Annotated in this window: 5 protein-coding genes; 4 read left to right on the forward strand and 1 reads right to left on the reverse strand. The window is 75.3% G+C overall.

Translation table 11 applies throughout. The features are described 5' to 3' along the window. On the forward strand, nt 1-946 hold a 946-nt coding region (locus NBZ85_RS25040), incomplete at its 5' end, for a glutamate ABC transporter substrate-binding protein (RefSeq protein ID WP_261562699.1). Nucleotides 947-1021: 75 nt separating this feature from the next. Here NBZ85_RS25040 and NBZ85_RS25045 read toward each other — a convergent pair. Further along, entirely contained in the window at nt 1022-1945 is a 924-nt protein-coding gene (locus tag NBZ85_RS25045) for a phosphotransferase (protein WP_261559784.1), read from the reverse strand. A gap of 1096 nt (nt 1946-3041) precedes the next feature. Here NBZ85_RS25045 and NBZ85_RS33875 point away from each other — a divergent pair. The 3 genes from NBZ85_RS33875 to NBZ85_RS25060 all read left to right on the forward strand — a co-directional run. Continuing rightward, complete coding sequence (locus NBZ85_RS33875) at nt 3042-4325, forward strand: hypothetical protein (RefSeq protein WP_261562700.1); 1284 nt, start codon at nt 3042-3044, stop codon at nt 4323-4325. Beyond that, nucleotides 4322-6607 (forward strand): serine/threonine-protein kinase, encoded by a 2286-nt coding sequence (locus tag NBZ85_RS25055; RefSeq protein WP_261560598.1) that lies wholly within the window; start codon nt 4322-4324, stop codon nt 6605-6607. The genes NBZ85_RS33875 and NBZ85_RS25055 overlap by 4 nt, the downstream gene beginning before the upstream one ends. After that, a partial coding sequence (locus tag NBZ85_RS25060) for a zinc ribbon domain-containing protein (RefSeq protein WP_261562701.1) occupies nt 6604-7026 on the forward strand: 423 nt, incomplete at its 3' end. The genes NBZ85_RS25055 and NBZ85_RS25060, both read left to right, overlap by 4 nt.

The raw sequence follows: 7026 nt of genomic DNA on the forward strand, positions 1-7026 counted from the left end.
GGCCCTCGCCGGCGCCGGCTGCGCGACCGTCGACGCGGGGCTTCCCGCGCAGGCGCGGCCGCTGGTCACGACGGCCGCCCCATCCCCGCCGGCCACGGGCGTCCCGGCACCGGCGGGCAGCGGTGGAAGCTGCGGCGATCCGCAGGCGAGCCTGCGGCCACCGGCCGTGCCCCCGGCGCCCGGCGCGATGCCGGCCGGCACGTTCCTCGCGGCGATCCAGCAACGCGGCTACCTGCGGGCCGCGGTGCTCGCCGACGTCCCCCCGTTCGGTTCGATCAACGCGTTCAACGGCCAGTTCGAGGGCTTCGACGTGGACCTGGCGAACCGCATCGGCCGGGCGATCTTCGGCACGGACGGCCACGTCCGGTTCCGCGCGACGACCTACGCCGAGCGCATCCCGGTGCTGCTGCACGGGGACGTGGACATCGTCGTCGCGACCATGACGACGAACTGCGAGCGACGCCGGCAGATCGACTTCTCCACCGTCTACTGGTACGAGACGCAGCGGATACTGGTCCCTCTCGACTCACCCGCCCGTGGCCTGGACGGCCTCGGGGGGCAGCCGGTGTGCACCGCGGCGGGGACCACCACGGTGGACACCCTGCGCCGGGCGCCGTCGCACCCGGTGGTGCGGACCGTGCCGAACATCGCCGACTGCCTCGTGCTGCTCCAGTCCGGCCAGGTCGCGGCGATCTCGACGACGAGCGCGGTCCTCGCCGGCATGGCGGCGCAGGACCCCCGGGTCCACCTCGTCGGCCCGGGGCTGTCCAACGAGCCGGACGCGATCGGCATCGCCCGCGGCCATCCGGAGCTGACCCGCTTCGTCAACGGCGTCCTCGCCGACGTGCTGCACGACGGCACCTGGACCGCGCTGGTCCAACGCTGGCTGCCGGCGCTGCGCCCACCCCCGACAGCACCGGTCCCCCGCTACACCGACGGCGGCTGACGCGGCGCACCCGCACCCGGCCAGCCTGGCCCTACCTGTCAAGATGAGGCGAGACAGTCGAAGTATGCCGCCGATCTACTCGTGGAATCGGGTCAGACGCTCGCTCAGGACCCGGTCGAGCGCCGCCCGTCCCGCCGGACCCCACGCCGGCTTGCCGCCGGGCAGGCCGCGGTCCCCGTTCTGGCCCATCAGCATCAGGAAGAGGCTCTTCAGCACGGCCAGCCCGCGGGCACGCCGGACCGTCGCCTCGTCAGCCTCCGCGTACGCGGCGAAGAAGCGTGCGGCCGCGCCCGCCGGCAGCAGCACCCAGGCGGCCGCCAGGTCCGACGCCGGGTCGCCGACGAACAGGTCGCCGAAGTCGACGACGCCCGCCAGCGTCCCGTCCGCGACGACGACGTTCGCGGGATGCAGGTCGCCGTGCACCCACACCGGCGGACCCTCCCAGGCGGGGGCCGCGACGGCGTCGTCCCAGACCGCCCGGACGTCGGCGGCGTCGGCGCCGATCGCGTCAGCGTCGACGGAGCCGAAGAACTTGTCGAAGACGTTCGTGCAGTTCCTGGGGTGCGCGCCGCGGCCCGTGTCACCCGGTGCGTCGGCGGGCGCTGCCACATGCAGCGCCCGCAGGAACGCCGCCAGGGTGTCGGCCGCGTGCTCGCCGCGGGTGATCGACCCGTGGTCCAGCGGCAGGCCCGGCACCCACGTCATGACCGTCCAGATCTTGGGGAAACGCTCGGAGGGCGCGCCACTGCGCACCGGGACGGGGATGGGCAGCGGCAGGCGTGGGGCGAGCAGCGGCAGCCACCGGCGCTCCTTGAGCTGGTGATCGGGGTCGGTGTCCATGCGCTGGATCCGCACGGCCAGCTCGTCCCCGAGCCGCCACATCTGGTTGCCCCAGCCGCCCGCCACCTCGCGCAGGGGCAGCTCGGCCAGGTCCGGATGCTGGTCCCGCAGCAGGTCGCGGATGAGAGCCGCGGTGATCTCGGTCTCGATCTCGGCCATGCGGAGCAACCATACTGGGTTCGGCCACGACAACGCTGTCCGACCGTTCCGACGTGCGATCGATGCGCAAGCTCCAGAGCATCACACCATCGCTGCTGCCCCTGTGGCCGCCGCGGCCGAGGTGTGGCGGAAACTGTCGCGCGGAGCCCCCAGACGGGCGAGAAGAGGCTGCGGGAGGTCCGCGGCCCGGCGGTGGAGCTCGCGCAGGGTTGGCGCTTTCATTGTCCGAGCAGGAGGCCACTTTTCTCGCACCGCCGGTACCAAATCCTCCCGTCGCATTACCCGCCGTTTCCCAAACCCGTCGAAGACGCCCTGCCCCGATCGCGCCAGGCGTCCACCGACGAGCGGGCGAAAGACTGCTCCGGTCCGCCTGTCCAGCTGCTGACCGCACGCATTACAGAAACCACGCTGCCGGGCTCCCCACCCCGCGAGAGAGCCACCGATGTCACCACATCACGTAGTCGATCGAGATCGATGTGCTACCTCGCCGCAGCCCTGCAACAGTCCCACCATCAGGCGCGAACGCCACCGCCCGCACGCGACCGGGACCGGGACCGGTGATGCCGGACTCCAGAAGTCCAGGCGGTGGACCGCCCGTCCGATCTCCCGACGGTGACGAAGCACCGTCGACATCCCCCGGGATGCTCATGCCGGCATTGTAGGACTTCCATGCTTCTTCCCGGTCCGGCCGGATTCGCCCTGCTCCCGGGTCCGGACCGCCTAACATGCCGGCACCGTGAGCCGGGCGAGGTGACGACAAGGCGACATCGCCCCACGGAAGTCGCTCGACCGATTTACGATCAGTCATCCCGTGGAGTCGGACCGCCCCAGGCGCCCTGACCACCGCGGCTCAGGGCGGGCGATGCAGGCGCGGGCGTCCCGGCGAGGCCGGGACGGCGGCGAGACGGACGATCGGGGCGGTGGTACTCAGGGCATGGCATGCATGTCAGATGCCGCGGGGGCGAGTCGCGCGCCACGAGCGGCCCGGTTGGCGCGCCTCGTCGGCGCCCGCGCACCACGTCCCGCCCGGCCCGTCCGGCCCTCGCCCCGTCGGGCAGCGGGATCGCTCGCGCCGGCGCATGGGGCGTGACCGGCGATGCGTACCCGTTCGGACGTCGACGCGGCCCTGACCGGGCTGCGTTCGGGCAGCGCGCGGCTCGCCGCCGAGCTGCTGGACCTCGATGCCGTCATCGACGGGCACCTCGGCGATCCGCCGCGGCTACGCGGGCGCACGGCCGAGATCGCCACCGACGCCGGCCGCCGGTTGGTGGATCTCTGGGAGACCCACGGCGCGCTCAACGACCTGCTCACCGCGGCCGCGGCCGAACGGGGGGAGGGCCCGCGCCTCGGCGCGCGGCGCACCGCTCGGCTGGCGGCGCTGCTGCTGGGCGCCGAGCCCGGGGGTGACCGGCCGACCGGCGGGGTGGACGGTGCCGAGGGACCCGACGTTCCCGCCCAGCGCCGCCTCGACGAGGCGCTCGCGAACGTACGCGCCCTGCGCGCCGCCGCCGACGAGGTCATCACTGCACGGGCCGCGCACCGCGAGACGCTGGCACCACTCGGCCGGCAGCTCAGCGCGGCGCTGGCGACGGCACAGCGCCTCGGGCTTACCCCGGATGGCGCCGCCAGGGGCAACGACGTCGGCTCCATGGACGCCGACGACGGCTCCGCGGACGGTGAGATCGCGGCACTCGCGACAGCCCGCGCAGCGCTGGCGCTCGCCCAGGCCGCGGTGGCCGCCGACCCGCTCGACGTGCCGGCGGAGCTGCTGGCCGCGGCCGGCGACGCGCTCGCCCCGGCCGTCGACGCCGTCGCCGCGCTCGCGCGGGCACACGATCATCTCGCCGAGGACCTCGCCGCCGCCGACGCGCTGCTGGCGCAGGTGATTGCGGCCGCGCAGGTCGGCGAGCGCCGCGCCCGGGAGGTCGTCGAGCGGGTCAGCGCCCACGCCGACGGTCTGCTGCGGCTGTCCGACGGGTGGTTCGACGCGCCGCGGCGCGGCCTGCGGCCCTGGCTGGACCGGTTGACCGCCGCCGGCGAGGCCGGTGACTGGCAGCTGGTCGCCTACGGCCTGCCGGCGTGGCGGCGCACTGCGCAGGCGACGCTGGCGACGGCGACGATGATTGCCGAGACGAACGCGGCGCCGGTGCGCCGCCGCGACGAGCTGCGCGGGCTGCTCCGCGCGCTGCGGGCCAAGGCCGGGCGCACCGGCCTGGGTGAATCCGCCGCGTTGGAGGCCCGCTACGCCCCCGCGCTGGCCGCGCTGGGCTCGGCCCCGATCGACCTGGACCGGGCCGAGAGGCTCGTCCGCACCTACGCGGACGCCCTGCTGGCAGCCGCGCCCGCCCGAGACCCCTCCCGAAGCGAGGAGCATTCATGACCGAGGCGATCCGGTGTCCCGAGCCGGACTGTGAGGGCGTCATCGAGGACGGCTACTGCACGATCACCGGTCTCGCCTACCGGCCGCCCGGACCCGCGGCCGCCGGCGTCACCGGCCCGGCGGCGACCGGCGCTGCCACCGCTGGGAGCGCCGGGCCCGCGGCGACGGGCAGTGCCACCGGGGGAAGCTTCAGGCCCGCGGCGACGGGCAGTGCCACCGGGGGAAGCGTCGGTTCGGCGTCGACGGGGGTCGGCGGCTCGCGGCGGTCCCGGCGCGGCTCGACGAGTCGCAGCGCGCCCGACCGGCTGGGCGCCGGGTTGGTGCGCATGCCCGAGATCGAGCTGCCCGATCCGGCGTCGCTGCTGCTCACCGACCCCCAGCTCCCGCAGCGGCTACGGCGCTGCGCTCGCTGCGACGAGCCGGTCGGGCGCTCCCGCGGGGGCCAGCCGGCGTTGGCGGAGGGGTTCTGCGCGGGCTGCGGGCAGCCGTACTCGTTCCGCCCGGCGTTGCAGGCCGGCGACCGCATCGGCCAGTACGAGATCGCCGGTGCCCTCGCCCACGGCGGGCAGGGCTGGATCTACCTGGCCCGCGACCACGGCGTCGGGGGGGACTTCTGGGTGGTGTTCAAGGGGCTGCTCGACTCCGGCGACCGCCACGCCCAGGCCGCGGCGATAGCCGAACGCCGGTTCCTGGCCTCGGTCGACCATCCCGCGATCGTCAAGATCTACACGTTCGTCGAGCATGCCGGGACCGGCTACATCGTGATGGAGTACGTCGGCGGTACGTCGCTGCGCGACGTGCTGCGCCGGCGCCGGGCCGCCGCGGGCCGGACCGACCCGCTGCCGGCGGCCGAGGCCGTCGCCTACCTGCTCGCGGTGCTGCCCGCGTTCGCCTACCTGCACCGCAACGGCCTGGTGTTCTGCGACTTCAAGCCGGACAACATGATGCTCGGCCGGGAGTCGGTGCGGCTGATCGACCTCGGCGCGGTACGGCGCATCGACGACCACGACGGCGCCGTCTACGGCACGGCCGGCTACCAGGCGCCGGAGGTGCCCACCGAGGGCCCGTCGGTGGCCTCCGACCTTTACACGGTGGGCCGGACGCTGGCCACCCTCATCCTCGACTTCCGCGGCAACACCTCGACCTACCGCCACACCCTGCCACCGGCGTCCGGCCACCCGGTGCTCGCCCGGCACGAATCGCTGTACCGCCTGCTGGCCAAGGCCACGGCGGTCGACCCGGACAGGCGCTTCGCCAGCGCCGAGGAGATGCACGGCGAGCTGCTCGGCGTCCTGCGGGAGATCGTCGCCGCGGAGCAGGGCACCCCGATGCCGGCCCGCAGCGCCCGCTTCACCGGTGACGCCCACCCCACCGGCGAGCCGCCTGCTCCGACGCCCTGGGCGCTGCTGCCGAGGCTGCTGCCCGATCCGGACGATCCCGCGGCCGCCGAGCTCGCCACGTTGCCCGACGTCGCCCCGCACCAGCTTGTCGAGCTGCTCGGCGCGATGGGCACCACGAGCGTTGGTGCCCGGCTGCGCCTGGCCGACCTGCGGACCCGGCTCGGTGAGCGCGACGCGGCCCGGGAGCTGCTCGACGCCATCGCCGCCGAGGATCCGCTCGCCTGGCGGGTGCACTGGCAGCGCGGCCTGCTGCTGCTCGCCGAGGACGACCCCGCAGGGGCGGTGGCCGCGTTCGAGCGGGTGTACGGCGAGGTGCCCGGCGAGCTCGCGCCGAAGCTGGCGCTGGCCCGCGCCGCCGAGGCCGGCGGCGACCTGCCCCGGGCGCGGCAGCTCTACGACCTGGTCTCGCGCACCGACGACACGTTCACCAGCGCCGCGTTCGGGCTGGCCCGGGTCCGCCTCGCCGCCGGTGACCGCGCCGGCGCCGCGCAGGCCTACCAGCGGGTGCCGGCGGCCTCGGCGGCCGGCGTCGAGGCGCGGATACGCCTGGCCCGGGTGCTCGGCACCGTCACCACTGCGGGTGCCCCGGACCGGGCCGGCCTGCTGGCGGCGTCGACGATCCTCGACGATCTGGACCTCGATCCGGCGGCCCAGGCAGCCCTGCGCCGAGACCTGCTGGCCGGCGCGCTCGACCTGGTCACCTCCGGCGCGGTGGCGGCGGACCCCCAGGTGCACGTCGCCGGCTCACCGCTGCGGCCCGCCGCACTACGCCGCGGCCTGGAACGCACCTACCGGACGCTCGCCCGCCTGGCCGCGACGCCCGACGAGCGCTACGCCCTGGTCGATCTCGCCAACGGCGTCCGTCCACGGACCCTGGTTTGACCGCCGAGCGGCCCCCGCGCCCGGAAATCCCCCTTCCCGGCGCGTCACCGGGCGCCGACGAGTCGCCGGGCACCCGACGGTGCCCGGCGTGCGCGGCGGTCGTCTTCCCGGACGACCGGTTCTGCGAGCGGTGCGGCACCGGGCTGGGCCTGGGCGCCCCGCCCGCCGACCGCATCGATCTCGATCTCGGCAGCGCCGCGGGAGTGTCCGACCGCGGTCTGGTGCACCGGACCAACGAGGACGGTTTCGGGCTGCATGTCCTCGCCGGGCCCGCCGGTGGCCCGGCGATCGCGACCCTCGCCGTCGTCTGCGACGGGGTGTCGACGGCCCCGGGATCGGGACCGGCCGCGGTGCGGGCGGCCCGCGACGCGGTGGACCTGCTCGCGCAGCTGGCGGCCACCCTGACCGCGCCCCCGCCC

The organism is Frankia tisae (genome assembly GCF_025403405.1).
Lineage (GTDB): Bacteria > Actinomycetota > Actinomycetes > Frankiales > Frankiaceae > Frankia > Frankia tisai.